Origin of the sequence: Candidatus Nitrosotenuis chungbukensis (assembly GCF_000685395.1) — an archaeon.
GTDB classification, from domain to species: domain Archaea; phylum Thermoproteota; class Nitrososphaeria; order Nitrososphaerales; family Nitrosopumilaceae; genus Nitrosotenuis; species Nitrosotenuis chungbukensis.
In genome coordinates this window covers 1-15,203 of record NZ_AVSQ01000016.1, presented here as the reverse complement: position 1 = coordinate 15,203, position 15,203 = coordinate 1, and the positions used below count along the sequence as shown (strand labels likewise).

19 protein-coding genes and 1 tRNA gene are annotated in these 15,203 nt (G+C 39.6%); 9 read left to right on the top strand and 11 right to left on the bottom strand.

The genetic code is table 11. The features are described from left to right. Positions 1-3: 3 nt before the first annotated feature. Together NKMY2_RS06095 and NKMY2_RS06090 are read right to left on the bottom strand one after the other, a co-directional pair. Positions 4-1,248, bottom strand: a complete 1,245-nt coding sequence (locus NKMY2_RS06095; protein ID WP_042686020.1) for a cation:proton antiporter — start codon at positions 1,246-1,248, stop codon at positions 4-6. A gap of 324 nt (positions 1,249-1,572) precedes the next feature. Then, positions 1,573-1,944, bottom strand: coding sequence for a winged helix-turn-helix domain-containing protein (locus NKMY2_RS06090; RefSeq protein ID WP_042686017.1), 372 nt, complete (start codon positions 1,942-1,944; stop codon positions 1,573-1,575). A gap of 93 nt (positions 1,945-2,037) precedes the next feature. Between NKMY2_RS06090 and NKMY2_RS06085 the strand changes: the two genes are divergently transcribed. Continuing rightward, positions 2,038-2,289 carry a hypothetical protein gene (locus tag NKMY2_RS06085; RefSeq protein ID WP_042686014.1) on the top strand — a complete coding sequence of 84 codons (252 nt, stop codon included), beginning with the start codon at positions 2,038-2,040 and terminating at the stop codon, positions 2,287-2,289. A gap of 67 nt (positions 2,290-2,356) precedes the next feature. Here the strand turns inward: NKMY2_RS06085 and NKMY2_RS06080 are convergent, their stop codons facing one another. Beyond that, the gene (locus NKMY2_RS06080; RefSeq protein ID WP_157832467.1) at positions 2,357-4,114 is read right to left on the bottom strand and encodes a hypothetical protein; all 1,758 of its coding nucleotides are present in this window, start codon (positions 4,112-4,114) and stop codon (positions 2,357-2,359) included. Positions 4,115-4,526: 412 nt separating this feature from the next. Here NKMY2_RS06080 and NKMY2_RS10760 point away from each other — a divergent pair, with 412 nt between their 5' ends. After that, the gene (locus NKMY2_RS10760; RefSeq protein ID WP_157832466.1) at positions 4,527-4,703 is read left to right on the top strand and encodes a hypothetical protein; all 177 of its coding nucleotides are present in this window, start codon (positions 4,527-4,529) and stop codon (positions 4,701-4,703) included. Between the two features lies 1 nt (position 4,704). Beyond that, positions 4,705-4,926, top strand: a complete 222-nt coding sequence (locus NKMY2_RS06075) for a type II toxin-antitoxin system RelE family toxin (protein WP_052347557.1) — start codon at positions 4,705-4,707, stop codon at positions 4,924-4,926. A 92-nt stretch (positions 4,927-5,018) separates the two neighbouring features. Here NKMY2_RS06075 and NKMY2_RS06070 read toward each other — a convergent pair whose 3' ends face one another. Together NKMY2_RS06070 and NKMY2_RS06065 are read right to left on the bottom strand one after the other, a co-directional pair. Next, entirely contained in the window at positions 5,019-5,513 is a 495-nt protein-coding gene (locus NKMY2_RS06070) for a hypothetical protein (RefSeq protein ID WP_052347556.1), read from the bottom strand. A gap of 204 nt (positions 5,514-5,717) precedes the next feature. After that, positions 5,718-5,814: transfer RNA gene (locus tag NKMY2_RS06065), tRNA-Ser, on the bottom strand. A gap of 76 nt (positions 5,815-5,890) precedes the next feature. Here NKMY2_RS06065 and fen point away from each other — a divergent pair. Next, a complete protein-coding gene (fen, locus tag NKMY2_RS06060) occupies positions 5,891-6,916 on the top strand; it encodes a flap endonuclease-1 (protein WP_042686008.1) in 1,026 nt (341 codons plus the stop codon). Between the two features lie 74 nt (positions 6,917-6,990). Here fen and NKMY2_RS06055 read toward each other — a convergent pair whose 3' ends face one another. Continuing rightward, positions 6,991-7,785, bottom strand: coding sequence for a hypothetical protein (locus tag NKMY2_RS06055; RefSeq protein WP_042686006.1), 795 nt, complete (start codon positions 7,783-7,785; stop codon positions 6,991-6,993). Between the two features lie 173 nt (positions 7,786-7,958). Between NKMY2_RS06055 and NKMY2_RS06050 the strand changes: the two genes are divergently transcribed. Further along, on the top strand, positions 7,959-8,366 hold the full coding sequence (locus NKMY2_RS06050; RefSeq protein ID WP_238549787.1) for a PPOX class F420-dependent oxidoreductase: 408 nt from the start codon (positions 7,959-7,961) through the stop codon (positions 8,364-8,366). A gap of 150 nt (positions 8,367-8,516) precedes the next feature. Here the strand turns inward: NKMY2_RS06050 and NKMY2_RS06045 are convergent, their stop codons facing one another. Further along, positions 8,517-9,092, bottom strand: coding sequence for a hypothetical protein (locus NKMY2_RS06045; protein ID WP_042686228.1), 576 nt, complete (start codon positions 9,090-9,092; stop codon positions 8,517-8,519). Between the two features lie 318 nt (positions 9,093-9,410). Here NKMY2_RS06045 and NKMY2_RS06035 point away from each other — a divergent pair, with 318 nt between their 5' ends. After that, positions 9,411-10,004: a hypothetical protein gene (locus NKMY2_RS06035; protein WP_052347554.1), complete on the top strand. Its 594-nt coding sequence runs from the start codon at positions 9,411-9,413 to the stop codon at positions 10,002-10,004. A gap of 202 nt (positions 10,005-10,206) precedes the next feature. Here the strand turns inward: NKMY2_RS06035 and pstS are convergent, their stop codons facing one another. Beyond that, positions 10,207-11,706: a phosphate ABC transporter substrate-binding protein PstS gene (gene pstS, locus NKMY2_RS06030; protein ID WP_052347553.1), complete on the bottom strand. Its 1,500-nt coding sequence runs from the start codon at positions 11,704-11,706 to the stop codon at positions 10,207-10,209. Between the two features lie 368 nt (positions 11,707-12,074). Here pstS and NKMY2_RS06025 point away from each other — a divergent pair, with 368 nt between their 5' ends. Next, positions 12,075-12,971, top strand: a complete 897-nt coding sequence (locus NKMY2_RS06025; protein WP_081781883.1) for a PEFG-CTERM sorting domain-containing protein — start codon at positions 12,075-12,077, stop codon at positions 12,969-12,971. A 54-nt stretch (positions 12,972-13,025) separates the two neighbouring features. Here NKMY2_RS06025 and NKMY2_RS06020 read toward each other — a convergent pair whose 3' ends face one another. Together NKMY2_RS06020 and NKMY2_RS06015 are read right to left on the bottom strand one after the other, a co-directional pair. Continuing rightward, entirely contained in the window at positions 13,026-13,370 is a 345-nt protein-coding gene (locus NKMY2_RS06020) for a winged helix-turn-helix transcriptional regulator (RefSeq protein WP_052347552.1), read from the bottom strand. A 36-nt stretch (positions 13,371-13,406) separates the two neighbouring features. Continuing rightward, positions 13,407-13,604 (bottom strand): hypothetical protein, encoded by a 198-nt coding sequence (locus NKMY2_RS06015; protein WP_157832465.1) that lies wholly within the window; start codon positions 13,602-13,604, stop codon positions 13,407-13,409. 529 nt (positions 13,605-14,133) lie between these two features. Between NKMY2_RS06015 and NKMY2_RS10525 the strand changes: the two genes are divergently transcribed. Then, positions 14,134-14,433 carry a response regulator gene (locus tag NKMY2_RS10525; RefSeq protein WP_081781882.1) on the top strand — a complete coding sequence of 100 codons (300 nt, stop codon included), beginning with the start codon at positions 14,134-14,136 and terminating at the stop codon, positions 14,431-14,433. A 147-nt stretch (positions 14,434-14,580) separates the two neighbouring features. Then, a complete protein-coding gene (locus NKMY2_RS06000; RefSeq protein ID WP_042685992.1) occupies positions 14,581-14,943 on the top strand; it encodes a hypothetical protein in 363 nt (120 codons plus the stop codon). A gap of 45 nt (positions 14,944-14,988) precedes the next feature. On the opposite strand, the gene NKMY2_RS05995 is transcribed toward NKMY2_RS06000, so the two are convergent. Beyond that, the coding region (locus NKMY2_RS05995) for an AMP-binding enzyme (RefSeq protein ID WP_042685990.1) at positions 14,989-15,203 on the bottom strand (215 nt) is incomplete at its 5' end.

Below are 15,203 nucleotides of genomic sequence, written 5' to 3'. Positions count from 1 at the left end.
GCATCAGTCTTGCTTTTTTTCTAGTCTTTTTGTGAATTTCCAGCCATATTTTATCACGTATGGAGAGATGAAAGTGGTGATAATTGTCATTGCCCCAACCATCGGTAGTACGAAAGAGCTTGTTGCGCCAACATCTGCACCTCCCTTTGCTGCAACAAGTGCAAGCTCGCCTCCAGATGAAGACAGTCCTATCCCGGCCTTGAGCGAGGTCATTTTTCCAAGTCCTTGTGATCTGGCAGATATCCACACGGTGAGGAATTTTGCAGCAAAAGACACCAGTATCAGAATAATCGCAGGTACGATAAACAGCGGAAGCATGCGTATGTCCATCAAAGCACCAACTGAAATGAAAAACAATGCTGCAAACATGTCTCGAATTGGAGTCGCCATTATTTTGGTCGCCATTCTCATTTTGGATTCAGCCACAAGAACTCCTGCAAAAAACGCGCCGGTCGCAACTGAGATATCTAGTTTGAATGCAATAAACGACAAGCCAAATGCAACTCCAAGCACTGCGATAATCAACAATTCATCATGACCTGTTCTCCCAACAAGATCGACACACCTAGGGATTACCTTGGAGCCAATCACAATTGCCCCCACTATGAACGCCATTACCAGCCCTATTGAGACACTGATTTCCACCACTGACAAGTCTCCAGTGGATGCAACAGATTGCAAAACAGCAAGAAGTGATATTATGATAATATCCTCAATTACAGCTATGCCAACTATCAGGTATGTCGCTTCGTCCTTAATCATACCTAGTTCCTCAAGGACTTTCATGATTATCACAGTACTAGTCACAGAAATCGCAAGCGCCAAAAACAGGCTATCATAGAATGCAAAGCCGAGCGCTTGAGATACTGCAAAGCCAGCAAGAAAAGTTCCAGAAGCCTCTGCAACGGCAATGACAGTTGCCTTTTTTCCAATGTTTTTGAGCTTTTCAATAGGAAACTCCATGCCAATTACAAACAAAAGCAGGATTATTCCAATCTCGGCAAACACGTGCAGTATGTCCACATGAGTGATTAAACTAAACGGCGGAGTATGCGGACCAATAATCATTCCTGCAACAATGTATGCCATAACCATTGGCTGCTTGAGCTTGTATGATATTAGTGCCATAATTGACGCCATGATCATGATTACTGCAAAATCCTGAATAATCAGCTCTGACGAGGTACTGGCAGCAAAAAATTTTGAATGCAACGAGTCAGATACGGAGGATAAAATGTCAGATGCCACTAATTTTGTATTTCATTCATCATAGATAAATCAAATCATCATTATAAAAATAAAAACTAAAGACCAAAGTACGGGGGATTTTGATAAACTCTTGCAGTAAAACTACCTAATGATAGTCAACGTGCTATTTTTGTAAAACTTGCATCATAAAAATCCACAGAAATTAGTGTAGATGTGAAAAAACCTAGCGCCAGGTAAGAGATTGGTACGGAAAGTTTGACGCCATGACGGCAAATTAGTAGAATTTGAGCCCAAAAGTTTATGACAATACGTAATAGATGTGAGTCAGGAGGGTAAGAAGCAGTCGGCGGACTCAGAATACACCTATGATTTTTTCTTTTTCTGCTTAATTTTCATTGTTGGTTTAGATTCTAAGGTTTCCCGGATTCTCCTTGTAGCAATCTCGTTTATGAGCTTGTCAATATAGTGTGCTTGTTTTGAGTCCATGTTGAACTGATACATCGTAGCATTGCCAACAGTCCTTGTCCGTACTACGACGTCTTGTACCTCTAGCTTTTTGACTTGTGCCAGCGCAGTCTTGAATGAGACGCCGGAATACTTTGCAATATCAGAAACAGAATAGTCCCATCGCTTATGCGTGGAAAGAAAGTCAAGTAACTTTGAGCTTGCTACTGGAAACATGCTTTCAAGCGGACCATCAGGCATGGCTTTGGTACTTGGCTTTGTGCGTATCATGGCTCTCGATGTGACAAAATATTATATTAAACTTACTAGATCTATGTAATCTAGTACATAATTAATAAATACGATATTCACGTAAACCCAATCATGATCAAGCAGAGCATATCTGCATTCATTTTGGAAAAAATGTATAGAAATAGGATCATCGGTGGGAGACACGTATCGCTTGAAGATCTAAGGACTGGGTGCCCCTCGCACGAACGAGGAAACATAGAAAAAACCCTCAAAAAACTAGTAAAGGAGAATTTGGTTGTTCAGCATCCCACATCTTATGGAATGCAGTATGCACTAAATCCTCAACGAATAGATGAGATTATGAAAATTCTAAACATTGGATAGGTAACAAGTATGGCACATATGAAAACATGTTTCATGAACATCGTTATTTTGAGATTCTTAAGTTGTGCTACAGATTCTTCCTAAATCTTGTTCCAAAAACAACAACTGAAATCAAGGAAACTATCAGAAGCAAACTAGAAATCGAACTGAATTCAGGTATCGGCCTTGCAAGAGTCATCTGGTACAGGCCGGACTTTGTGTTTTCATCATAATATGACTGTGGGTAGACAAGATATTTTCCGTCTGGACTGACAATAAAGCTTGCAGGGTTGTTGTTGCTTGGCTGAATCAGCACATTTTCATTTCCATCCATGTCTGTTATCTTTATCATTCCCCCAGGCCAGCCTTTACCACAGCTCGAAATGTGATAAATTATCAAATCATTATTCGGAGCAAATTGTGGAGTCAGACCACAGTCTGCATCAGTTATCTTTGGTATTGTGATCTCCTGTTCGCGGTCAATGTCATATATTGCAAGAACATCTTCTTGCCAACCATACCCTCCTTTGAGGAATTTTTTGTAGAGCAGTTTTGTACCATTATCATTTACATCGAACCCAGAAAAGTCAGGCCCGCTCGTCACTTTGACTGTATTTACTAGATCTGTTTTCCAGACTTCAAAGTATCGTTCATCTGTTGATTGGGGTTTGCGAGTAGAATAGAAAACATGTCCAAGAGAATCCAGACTAAAACTTGCAATATTTTTGATTTCAATGTCGTGTACGGTCTTGTTTGCAAGATCATACCTGTACAGATGATCTATAGTTACAAAAAATATCCCCTTGCCATCTGATGAGAATTTGGCGCTGTCTACATAGAGATCATTATTGTTGTTTATTGGTATGATTAGTTCGGTCATGGAATGATCCTGTGCGTCGACTAGTTCGAGATTGACATTGTCTTTCACATAATATTCCGTCCCATTCTTGACAAGCATATATTTCCCATCAGGGCTCCAATCCAGAGGAGCATACAAGTTATTCAAAATCCGTTCAACTCGTGTGTTGCTAAAAACAGGTTCCTCGATCATAATGTCAATCGTATTACTTTCTGCATAATACAAAATTCCATCATTGACCCATTTTGCAGACGCACTTATGGTCCACTTGCCTGGAGTGTCTGCATATACTTGATTTTCAAGTGATTCATTGCATCGATACGAGTTTACTGAAGAAAACGCCTGGGTATTTTTTGTGCCGTCAGGCTTTGTAATGGTATAGTCTACCAAAAAATACGAATCATAAACATTGAATCCTGTCTCTGGGTCTATGAACTCCTCAGTATGGATTCCTTGAAGTGGGGATGGGCAAATTGAGACAAATATCTTTTCAGTGGTGGCAAAACGAATCTTCGCCTTTTCCGGCCAGATTTTCACATCATACCCTTGAGTTTTGAGCTCATCTGCAAGACCTCTGATTACAAAGAAAGGTTGTGGGTCTTGCGTATAGGTATCATACCCATCTTTTGAGATATGAATGTCTACAAGATATTGACCAAACTTGAAATCTTTTCCAACTGGAAATAAAAATTCAACATGTCCGTCTTTGTCTCCAGTTAGGGTCTGATGTGTGATAAGTTGGTTGTCTGGATCTGTTATTTTTATGTCAAATGTTGGATATGAGACAGTTATCGTTCCGTTTCCTCCGTCGTGGTAAGCGTTTGCCCATCCATTGAACTTGATCGTATCGCCAAGAGAATAGTAATAGTTCTCTGTCAGATGAGAACGAACAGGATCCAATCCGCCATGAAAATGTACTGCTCCCACCTCTTCGGCAAAAATTGGAACAAAGAGAATAATCAGAAGGAAGACAATGAAATACTTCACTGATTTTTTCTGTTTTGGCAATTCTTAAGTCGTGCTACAGAATTGTGGTGAGTTCGCCTAGATCAGATACAATTGTTGGATAATTCGCGACGTAGTCCATTTGGAAAGAACAATTAGAATCATATGAAAATGAATGGTTCGAAGCCCCGACATCTTTTCCAAAATTCTAAAAAATTACGCTAAAACCATTTAAAGGAAAAACCTAGGCGCCAGGTAAGAGATTGGTACGGAAGGTTTGACGCCATGACGGCAGATTTGTGAAGATAGATAGTTTGACTACATTTATGATTGGTTTGGATGCCACGATTCAGGTTAGAAAACCAGGTGGGCTTCCTAAACACCGGTATTTTATGACATCAGGAGTTCCGAAAGCCGAAGACTTTAAACTGTTTTAGTGCGATATATGACATAGATGAGTACAAAAGAATTCAAGATAATTAGGGATGAAATTAAGGAGTTAAGACTGTTATACAAGAACTTGATCGATAAAGTCGTTCCCCTCGAAGAGCCCACCCCAAGTGACAAATCGTCAATTAAAAAGAAGGAATCAATCGTAAAAGAATCATCTTTGATGAATGCGCTAGATTAATTTGTTTGAAATCAATGCAAAGAAAAGCGTTTTAAAAGTTATCAACAAGCTTGATTCCAAAAGAAAGGATAATCTGAAGGACATATTTCTTACACTCAAGGACAACCCTGTTCCAGTTAGGATTTATGATGTGGCAAAACTCAAAGGATATGATTCGATATACAGGATAAGGATTGGAAGTATAGGCTTGTATACGAAGTATTCTGGGCAGATAAGAAAATAACAGTACACAAAATTGAGTCACGTGAAAGCGTGTATGAAAATATGTGAGTTCTGGTGTCGGGTTCACACTACAACTGTTCGATATCATATTTTTCATTTTTTCTTCCTAATTACAAGGACAGCCGTAATAATCCCAACCACAATCAAAGCCAGAATCCAGTAAAGATACGTGTTCCAGACGAGGTTGTGAGTGGTCATGAAGTTTTGTGGTGAGGTAATATTATGATGTATTATGTCAAATCCAATTTTTTGTGGATATTGACTTGGAGCCTGACCTGAAAAATAATAATACTGCCAAACATTTGAGTTTTGTATCGATTCATTAACCCATCCAATAAGTCGATCTTCTTTGATTGCATTATCCATCTGAATTTTTTTAGATTTCATGAATTGTGCACCTTTGTAGTCATAGTATGCTGCCCATCGGTCAACTTGGTCTTGCGGATAGTGATCGCCTTCAATCACATCCATGCATGGGGCATCAGGCCAATCTGTGTTTACCGTACACGATGCACTTACATCTTTTTCAGTCGTACCAAACAAGAATATCAAACCAATCGGCAGAATTAACAGTAAAAGAAACCACATAAGTTGAATTTTAGTCCAATGCTCTTAAGTTGTGCTACAGATTAGTATCGAATCCATCTACAGATACAGTTTTGGAACAATTCACGACGTAGTCCATTTGGGAAGAACAATCAGAATCATATGAAAATGAATGGTTCGAAGCCCCGACATCTTTTCCAAAATTCTAAAAAATTACGCTAAAACCATTTAAAGGAAAAACCTAGGCGCCAGGTAAGGGATTCGAACCCCTGAGTGCGAATGCACAGCCGCTATCCTGTGAGTTGATCTCGAGGCGGCCGCCGTACCACTTGGCTAACCTGGCAATTTACATTTCAGATTGCCCCTAATATAGCAAATTAGCAGGTAGATACAAAAACAAGATTCGTACAGAAAGGACAATGGGTCTAGACCTAAAGGGATTATTAACAAAAGAAAAGACGAGGCTGGAGGCATTTTCATCCAAAGTGATTGCAGTTGACGCATACAACACAATATACCAGTTTTTGGCAATAATTAGGGGCCCTGACGGCACGTCGCTGTCAGACTCACATGGCAGGATAACAAGCCACCTAAGCGGCCTGTTCTATAGGAACATTAACTTTCTATCACTTGGAATAAAACCAGTTTATGTCTTTGACGGCAAGTCTCCATCGCTCAAATCAGCAGAAATTGCACGCAGAAAACAGATCAAAAAAGACGCCACTGTAAAATACGAAAGAGCAGTAGCTGAAAGAAATCTAGAAGACATGAGAAAATTCGCCCAGCAAACTACTTCAATGCAGGATGGCATGGTTGATGACGCAAAGCATCTTTTGGGTTTATTTGGGATACCATACATCCAAGCACCTTCGGAGGGAGAGGCTACAGCTGCACATCTGACAAAAACAGGCCTCGCATATGCAGCTGCGAGTCAAGACTATGACTCGCTGTTGTTTGGAACAAAAAGACTTGTCAGGAATTTTACAAACAGCGGAAGGCGCAAGATTCCAAATCGCAACACGTACATCGAGATAGAACCAGAAATAATAGACACTCAGAAAATGCTCGATGATCTTGGGATAACAAAGGAACAACTTGTTGATATCGGGATACTAATTGGGACAGACTTTAACCCAGATGGGTTTGACAGAATTGGGCCAAAGACTGCACTAAAAATGATAAAAGAGCATGGAAAACTAGAAGAGGTTCCGCAGATTCAAGAAGAATTGGTGCAAATCAACTATAATGAAATAAGAAACATTTTCCTCAACCCCAATGTAGCAGACGTATCAGAAATCAAATTTGATGCGGTGAATTATTCTGAGATAGTCAGGTATCTCTCTGAGGAGCGAAGTTTTTCAAAGGAGAGACTAGAATCGTCATTAAGTAGGCTGCATAAAAGCACAGAGAGGCGCAGTCATTCACTAGAACAATGGTTCGCTTGAAATGATCAACAGTATGACTTGAGTTTCATATCGACAGTTCAGATCAGCAATAAAATACAATCACATTCTCATTTTTAATTTTCGCCTAAGACTTTACCAAAATACTGAGCATCCTTGTTTATCGCACATAACTTTGGAAGACTGTTTTCGATTCCAAATCCTACAACTTTACTGTCACGAATCGTTCCTTGAAAATAATCAAAGCTGTGTTTACCCCAAAATTCACCACAAAACGCAGTTACACCGTCACCTAAATCTAGATTATACTTTCCTATGAGAAACTTTGGAGTGAGATTTTGATTTCCTTGAGTCATGTATTCTAGAACAGTGTTAGCAACATCAGATTCCTGAACAGGATCAAAATATGACAGCTCCTTTAGCGTACTTTCTGCCATATGTGTCTGTGCTTGACAAAAACATGAACTAGTATTCGGTCTGCATGGATCTGGATTCGTGTCCATTATTTTTGCCTCCGTTAGAGTATCATGATCCAAACTACTCTTTAGCCAATAGTCTTCCCCATTATCTGCTATGACATAGCCGCATGAGCTGCTGTATTCAGTATACATTGAAACACGTGGTCCAATCATCAAAACAATATCACCAGGATGGTGTTTTACGTTTCTCTCAGAGAGCAGCTTGGAAAAGTAGGGTTTGGACACTAGCTGAATTAGCGCATCGTAATCGATCCTTCCTTCTGAATCCTTTGGGATTTGTGGGTTAGTCAAGTCAATTCTGTTCATCCCATCCACATCAAACGGATTTTTTGTTGCACTTGGCACAAAATCATAAGAACCTGCAAAAAACCAGAACAGTCCAACTGCTATTACAAATGGGATTACAATGATTGCAAGTTTTACCTTTTTCACTATTAATTATCAACAGTATTTGCTTAAAAGTAATCTAGAGGATTCCATAGTACGGCTTTAATCTAAAAATAGTCATACTCTGAAACTTTTAGCTCGTGTTTCTTTACCTGTTCAATGGTTTGCGTAAAATAATCAGTAGTAGGGCTTAAGAATTATGAAATCCTAGTAAATTTGTGCAAATTAGCAGAGAACTCACAGATTCGGCAATTAACCTCTTCAAAGGAAAGAATTTTGCATTCATAGCATCATTAATGAATGACGGTTCGCCGCAAATAACGCCCGTCTGGATTGATTATGACGGTCAATTCTTTCTAGTCAATACCGCGGAGGGAAGAACAAAACAAAAAAACTTTGAACGAGATTCACGAGTGGCACTGTCAGTAGTTGATCAAACCAATCCTTACAACACAGTTAGCATTAGAGGAAGAGTAGTAGAGCAAACTACAAACGGTGCTGACGAGCACATAGACAAGCTTGCAAAAAAATACCTAGGAGTAGACAAGTATCCATTCAGAGCGCCTAGCGAAAAACGAGTCATTTTGAAAATAAAACCAGAAAAGATCTTTCACATGTCCAGCTGAGGCAGATTTTGATTGTCAGCACATCTAAAAAACCGTGCCCTGAAACGGTTAAGATCATGTTTTTTGATCTACCAATGATTCTGTCAAGACAACAAAACAGAATTTGAAGTTTAACGTTTTTTCTTTAGAATTAGAATAAAAAATTCAGAATTAATCAAGAGAAGGCAAGGTGACAGAAGCAATAATGGAGTCATCGGTTGTCTTGAATTTGATTTGGGAAGGATCAATAAATTCGCCAAATGTCGCATTGATTAGCTGCTCTAAGACCAAAGACCAAGATATTCCCAGACTGTGAGTTATCAAGAATCGGTGACTGTTTTCTTCCTTTAGGTGGACTAGCTGAAAATTGGACATTTGCACATACATTGATAATGATTCTATTGCGGTCTTGAGATCGTATCTTCCATACCTGATGAGGCCAAAATTCTTTATCATCAAGTGTATGTTTTCAACAATATCATATATTGATGTACCATCAAGATTTTGGGTTAGCATTTGAAATGACTCTTTTGATATCGGAATCATGCCAGTGCCCTTTGAAAGCCTAAACCAATCAACATAGTTTGTGAGGATTTGCTTTACTAGGACATTCTCAGAAACGTTGTTTTGTCCTGCCTCCAGTTCAATTTGCTCTAGAATTCTTTTTGGTAATCTGAAAGTGATACTTTTCGTATTTTCACGATCAGACAACTGTTTGATTCCAATCATGCTTGCCAGATATTTCATTACGTATTCATCACATATAAGATGGATCAAGGATTCAGGATTACCTATAATTTAATCGAACTTTTCAAAAAATTCTTCATTTCCCACCATGCTCCTAGAAGAAACAATGCAAGGTCCGAGATGATAGAATTATCATGTGGCTCAAATGTGACTGAGTTTAATTATAATTATTCAACATGCTTTGAAGAGAACAACCTTACCAAAATCCAAATAACCAACGATGAAATTTTGACGGCATTTCCAGACCAATTCAATGGCTCATTTGAAATAATCAGTCGCATAGCTTAAGAGCGAAAAGCCCATTACTTGAATTGATTTATGAGAAAATCACACCTCGTCATAATTGCGCTTGCAGGAATAGCAATATCAGGCACCACTATTATGATTTATCTAAATTCCTTACAACCCAGCACATTGGAGAAAACGGCGAAAACATCTCCCGGAAATGCCCCTACTACCCTTAAACAAAACACAGGATCTAACATGCCTGACGTCCCGTCAGGTTCCGTTCTGAGAGATGCACATGAACATGCATCCATACTCGTAAAAATTTTTGGCGACAAGTTTGATTTTTCAAGCATTCAGTTTCAACTAATGAGCCCTTGGATTCATTTCGAGGGAGCAAACGGCAACACCATTCACAGACATTCAAAGGGGATAACACTCGGTTATCTCTTTGACACCCTGTACCTAGGACTCTCGCAGGATTGTTTTGTGTCTCATGACAAAAGAGAATTCTGTACCAATGACGATTATGAGTTAAAGTTTTACATCAATGGAGAAAAAGTCCCAGACATACGAGATTATGAAATATTTGATAATGATAGAATTTTGATTTCCTATGGTTCTGAAACTCCAGAAGAGATCGAAGAACAACTTGCAGAGTTGGAATCTCAGGAATTGTTCGATTAGTAGAAAACGAAAACAGTTTACAAAATAATCTAAATATTCATATTGATGATTTGGGCGCCGTCACCATACTTGGGTGCGTGATTCTTTTAATTCATAGTGCTGAAGCGTCAGACAAGACATAAGATGTGAGATCGTGTCCATAGACCAGCCCAATGATTCGCTTGTGACAACAAAACAGAATAGGCTACGCATCACAGATAAATTAGATTTTACATATTTTTTGTCGTAATTTTACAATGATTATCGCCGGCGCGACAAAATACATACCTATGTTCAGCAGGATGATTCCAATTCCATATCCTAGCATTTCATGTTCTGAATCAATGCCGACATAGTTTAGTATAGAGAGAGTCGAAAGCATCGGAGTTATGGTCATCCTCACCACTTCTTTGAATACGGGGTTTTGTCTCTCCAAGTCTGCAACAGCTGGGCTAAACGAATAGTAAATGTTGTTAAATGCTCCCATGAATGCCATGCCGGATCCCGTATCCAACAGCACGTTGTCTCTTACTTCTCGAAGCAGTTGTACTTGCGGCGCAAGCTCGGATCCAAATGCAGCAGTTGCGATTAGACAACCGCCACTTTTGGCATCCGGTGAAGGCAGGGATTGCGGCTCCGTCACCGCCCTGGCAGAAAGTGACATTCCGTCATACGTGACCTTATCCAAGCCATCCAATCCTATTTGTGTAACCTCGGCAGGAATTGGAACGTACAATAATTCTGGAGAATATTTTTGACCGTCAGTTATCATCCATTTTATGAGATTGACCGTTTCTACGGCATGCTCTTTACTTGGTGTGGCGGTTTCCAAGTTCTGATGCAAGAGAATGTACGTAAAGCTTGTAATCGGATACGAGTTTGGCCCAGGCGCATTGTTGATAGTAATGCCTTGCCAGCTTTCATGTGCTTGAGGCAAGCTAGATGCAGCTCCTGCAGCTGATGCAGACAGCGTTTCTAGTGATGGCTCGATAAATGCGGTGCCATCGCCGTTTTCAACGTATGCAAATGTCATGTCGTTTTGGAATGCGTAGGCAAGTTCCACGTATCCAATTGAATACGGAGTGGTCCTGACTGTAGCAGCGACGCCTTCGTTTCCCGCCGCCCCAACACCTGCAGGCCAAGGAATGCTTTTCCCAAAACCAATCTGGTCATGCCAGTCTTGGCTAACCATGTTAAGATATTCAGTAAAAACATGAGTAGTACCAGAACCATCTGAGCGATGCACCACAAGAATATTCTTGTCTGGAAGAGACAGATCAGGATTGGTTTCAAGGATGGATGGATCATTCCATTTTGTTATTTTGCCAAGAAATATGTCTGCAATCTGTTTGCCGGTAAGTTTTAGGCCGCTTTCTGGAATCTCCGGAACGTTGTAAGATATGGTGATCCCACCTATCGCTTCTGGTATGTGTAGTGAGTCAGGCACAAGCTCCAATTCACCAGCAGTTAGCGGAGCATCAGTAGCAGCAAAATTGACAGTTTTTTCAATATGCTGTTTTACTCCCCCACCACTGCCGATTGATTGGTAATTCATGTTGATGTTTGGATGTTCCGCATTGTACTTTACTCGCCATAGATCTAAAAGAGGGAATGGAAATGTTGCCCCCGCGCCAGTGACAGTGTATTGGTTTTGAGCCACTGCAGATTGGCAAACAAGGGACACTGCAAAAATTGCAACAATACTTGCAACTATGATTCTCATCTACATTACCCAATACATATGATATATGGATAGAACTACTATAGATTACTAAAACAATGGAAACTATATAGAAAACAAGTAATCCACGGTCATCCACAGTAAATTCTGATCATCATCTAAAATCATAAAAAAGATACTCGGTTTGCAATTATTCGCAACCCGACATGGAGTGATGCCCATTTACTCACCAGCGCCCGATTACATTTTACAACCTCTTCTTTAGATTGGATGGATCAGATACTTTTTTGTAAAATTACTCTCTCCCAAGTCTCAACCAACTCACATGATTAGAAAACAGTCACAAAAACGTCCAGATAGTACTATTTTTCATTAAAATACATAAATAACCTTAAACTTTAAAAAATAAAATGAACCGCCGCTTATCCATGTTATTTGTCGCAACTGCTTTTGTTGCGATAATTGGCATGACACAAGCTTATGCGGCGTCAGATAAGGCATGTCCACTTTGTGAGACAACTGATCTTTATGAGAACATCAGAGATTTGCGAGAAATCGATGTTCCAGTGCGGGTCTGGATAGAGAGAAACCTATACAGTTATGGCTCGGACATTCAAGTACGCGGAGCAGTCGCAAATCTAAAAGATATGCCAGTCACACTCAAAATAACGGGACCGCAGAACAACGTTGTAGGGATACAGCAAATCGAAGTTTCGGAGGATAAAACATTTCAAACAACACTGAAGGCAGTTGGCAGCCTATGGAACAGTGAGGGAGTATACACTATCAGAGTCCAATACGGCTCATACGAAACCAATGACAAAGTCACATTTGAGTTAGTTGGTGCGCCAGGAACGCCCATAGAGTGCGACGAGAACCAGATCACCGTAATGGGTGAGGGCGACAAATATTGCATAACGCATGAAATTAGCGGGGCAGTAGTAAAAAATGCCAGAGTTAGCAGTAGTGCATATTCTATTCTTTTGCAACTAAACACTAAAACCGATGGATCATTACTATTATCCATTCCAAGGTATATCTTAGATGCAAAGTCGAGCACCGGCGACACACCATTTATAGTCACAATTGACGACGAATCCGCAGTCGATTATTATGAACCATACAGTGATGATCAGAGTAGAACGCTAGTGATCCTATTTCCAGAATACACGGAGCAGATAGAGATCATCGGAACATACGCAATACCAGAATTTGGCACATTGGTAATGATAATTCTCACCATTGCAATAGCATCAATAGTTGCCATATCTGCTAGAACAAAATTCAACGTATTATTCAAGTACTAATCACCACACATTTAACAAACCAACCCAAGGTCTGTTTGCCAAACAATTAGAAAATCACAAGGGGTTTATTCTTTTTTTCATTACCCATTTAATCAGCGGGGAGCTTGCAACGATTAGATCAATTCCCTTCTTTGTTATACTATACTCTACTTTGAATGGAGGAGTCTTCCCATATCTGGTACGCGTTATCAGCCCATTTTTTTCCAGACTTTTCAGGGTAGAAGAGAGCGTAGAGGGCGAGATTCCAGAAAGAGACGACAGCAATTGATTAAATCTCATTTTTTTATTATTACGCAGTTCCCAGATTACCCCAAAGCTCCACCGTTTGCCTACAAATCGGCTTACTTCGCCAAGATAAGGCCTAACATAATCCTGCTGCCGGGCGGAAAATAGGTCCATGTCAAAGCATAGAGAATCTTGTTTTTAAGAGTAGTCTTATTCCCTCAGAGCATTCAGAAAAGATTTGATTTCTTTTTCGGATGCAATCTCTCCAAGTTCGGTTTCTAAGTCATCCAGTATCCCACCATAGGAATTTTCATAAACGTCCTTTAGCACGTTTTTCAGATATTCTGGATGCTCAAAACAGTCAGCAATCTTACAATCATAGTCTCGCTCCAATCTCGAAAGGATCATGAAATATTGTGGGCCACCTGCTCTCATTAAAACAACTTCGATCGAGATCGTAACTAATGCTTTAAAATTATTATTTTGCATATGTGATTAATGTCAGACAGACATAGAAGAGATATGTGTTGATCATTTGACACATACAGTTCTATCTTTATTCAATATGTAGTTTCCAATTTAACTTCGATTCATCGAAGTTTATATGTTAAATAAGTTAATTATAACAAAATTTTGGCATATGGTAAAAAAACGCGTGACATTTACTATCGACGAGGATCTCGATAAAAAAATCCATCACCTACAAGCAGACTTTATTTCCAAATCAAGTAAGAGTTGGAGTTATTCTTCAGTTTTAAGCATGATTATTAACGAGGGCATAAGAGCTTTGAGTCAGAAAACAAAAAATGTGAGAGAGGAAAACGTAGCCAAAAAACATACCAATTAAAAACGGAATCATCGTATGGATAAGACACTTACAGCAATTGTGATAGATGATGACAAAGACGTGTTTGAGCTTTTTTCAGAATATTAGAAAATAATCCAAGTCGAGGTAGTTGGGAAAGGACATGACGGCAAAAAAGCAGTCGAACTGTATCAAGAGAAATCCCCGGACATCACATTTGTGGACCTGACAATGCCAGAATACGATGGCATTTTTGCATTGCAAAACATTCGAGAAATAGATCCAAAGGCAAACGTCATCATAATAACAGGCAATTTACAAAAGGACGTTTCAGAAAAACTGGATTACTTGAACCCGAACAGGATATTGCAAAAACCGTTTGAGGTAGACAAGATCATAGAAGCTGTAGACTGGATCAAAAATTCAAAATAGCGACCGGATCAAAATATTGAAACCAGAAGTAATTTTAATCCAAGATAGGCACAAAAAAGAGCCCACACTACACACGAAATCGGCGTTTTCAGAATAGTGCAATTGTTACGCAAAATTTTTTAATTGCCTTTTTAGAGATCTTACGAAATGAAGACAATAGCAATATCAGCAGTGGTCTTGTCAGTGCTGCTTTTTGTTGCACCACACAGCCACGCGTTTGCAGAAGTAAAAGGAACAGCAAAACTCGACGTAAAGTCAATTATGACCACATACAAGATTGCAGTTGAAAAGGCAAGGGCGGATTTCAAGGCAGCTGTTGAGAAATCACAGATGGATGCAAGAAACGCAATATCAAAGGGAATACCGACAGATAAGATCAATGCGGATTCCAAAGCGGCAATAGACAAGGCAAGACTAGACTACAGTGCTGCTATGAAAAAGGCTCAGGCCGAATCGAAGGCAAGTCTACACCAAATAAAGGCAGCAATAGATAAAAAACTATCAAAATAGACAAGCAGTGTCGATTTACCGGGTTTTCTTTGTGTCAGTTGGCGTTCATGCTCGCGAGATCTGATTTTTTAGATCATCAAACGCAGTTTGAATTTCGCTAACAGCTGCCCCATCTTCAAGCGTACTGATGTCACCTGTTTTTTCATTGCTTGCCATTGCCTTTAGCAGCCTTCTCATTATTTTACCACTTCTTGTTTTTGGCAGCTTTGATACAAAATAGATTTGTTGCGGAGTCGCAATTGCCCCTACATCAGATCTGA

Excerpts from the sequence above, each read along its gene's own strand:
- NKMY2_RS06090 (WP_042686017.1), bottom strand. The coding sequence starts at position 1,944 with ATGATACGCACAAAGCCAAGTACCAAAGCCATGCCTGATGGTCCGCTT.
- NKMY2_RS06085 (WP_042686014.1), top strand. The coding sequence starts at position 2,038 with ATGATCAAGCAGAGCATATCTGCATTCATTTTGGAAAAAATGTATAGA.
- NKMY2_RS10760 (WP_157832466.1), top strand. The coding sequence starts at position 4,527 with ATGAGTACAAAAGAATTCAAGATAATTAGGGATGAAATTAAGGAGTTA.
- NKMY2_RS06070 (WP_052347556.1), bottom strand. The coding sequence starts at position 5,513 with ATGTGGTTTCTTTTACTGTTAATTCTGCCGATTGGTTTGATATTCTTG.
- fen (WP_042686008.1), top strand. The coding sequence starts at position 5,891 with ATGGGTCTAGACCTAAAGGGATTATTAACAAAAGAAAAGACGAGGCTG.
- NKMY2_RS06045 (WP_042686228.1), bottom strand. The coding sequence starts at position 9,092 with ATGAAATATCTGGCAAGCATGATTGGAATCAAACAGTTGTCTGATCGT.
- NKMY2_RS06035 (WP_052347554.1), top strand. The coding sequence starts at position 9,411 with ATGAGAAAATCACACCTCGTCATAATTGCGCTTGCAGGAATAGCAATA.
- pstS (WP_052347553.1), bottom strand. The coding sequence starts at position 11,706 with ATGAGAATCATAGTTGCAAGTATTGTTGCAATTTTTGCAGTGTCCCTT.
- NKMY2_RS06025 (WP_081781883.1), top strand. The coding sequence starts at position 12,075 with ATGAACCGCCGCTTATCCATGTTATTTGTCGCAACTGCTTTTGTTGCG.
- NKMY2_RS06020 (WP_052347552.1), bottom strand. The coding sequence starts at position 13,370 with ATGGACCTATTTTCCGCCCGGCAGCAGGATTATGTTAGGCCTTATCTT.
- NKMY2_RS06015 (WP_157832465.1), bottom strand. The coding sequence starts at position 13,604 with ATGATCCTTTCGAGATTGGAGCGAGACTATGATTGTAAGATTGCTGAC.
- NKMY2_RS06000 (WP_042685992.1), top strand. The coding sequence starts at position 14,581 with ATGAAGACAATAGCAATATCAGCAGTGGTCTTGTCAGTGCTGCTTTTT.